Genomic DNA, 822 nt, shown 5'->3' on the forward strand with positions numbered 1-822 from the left:
CTGTGAACCGGGAAATTCCCGCGGAAAGCGCCAGAAATGGCGAAATTCCGAAGTTCCAAAAGCCACTCTTCGGAACGACGCCACCTTCCGCCCTGTCAGGTCTCGTTGTTCAGACCTTCCTTAGCGCTGTTGAGATTGGCGAAAGATTTTTGAAACTGCTGGGCGGGTTGGACTCCAGGAAAGATCTGACAGTCGATCGGGTCCGCGAAGTCACTGGCATTTCTCTGAAGAAAGTTTCCTTCCCCTCTGAGGCTCTTGAGTCGTATATCCACGGCCAAGCGCTTAGTAATGGCTGGAGCTACTTATTGGAGCTTACTCCCGAGTCTCGTGCTCTCGAGCTCTCGAGCTCTCGAGCAGGGCATTGGCTTGTCTTTTGTCAATGAAGATAAAGGATCTTCAAGTCTTCAAAGTAACTGCGTCGATTTTGAAGAATACAAAAGTTCGCTTATTGAGTTGGGATTTGTGGATTCGCCCGTGCATGGTGAGATCGGCCAACTACAAAGCTGGCGGTTTGCTAGGTTCGCGAAAGACGGAAGCGGAAACGATATTGTGATTTCGCTCGTTCCTCAAAATGAAGTGCCTGGTTCTCCCGGCAGGCTATGTGTCAAATCAATTGGAACATTGAACTAACCAAGGACGGAAGCTGATGGCAACGCCTAGCCCGCGACTCGAAGCAGCTCTCGCCAGCTTTGCTACGCATGAATTCACACATTGTATGCTGCGTCTGTCACCCCTTAGGATCTGTCAATGCGCTTCCCCCGAGCAGCCCTGCTCTTCCTAACCGCACTCTGCGCACCTGCACCTAAGGAAGGTCTGATCAAC

General features: G+C 51.3%; 1 pseudogene. It reads left to right on the forward strand.

Annotated elements, in window-relative coordinates:
* A pseudogene (locus tag J7360_RS21575) lies at positions 1–383 on the forward strand (hypothetical protein); the annotation flags it as partial.
* Positions 384–822 lie beyond the last annotated feature (439 nt).

Source organism: Xanthomonas sp. D-99, from assembly GCF_017746145.1.
GTDB classification, from domain to species: Bacteria; Pseudomonadota; Gammaproteobacteria; order Xanthomonadales; family Xanthomonadaceae; genus Xanthomonas; species Xanthomonas cissicola.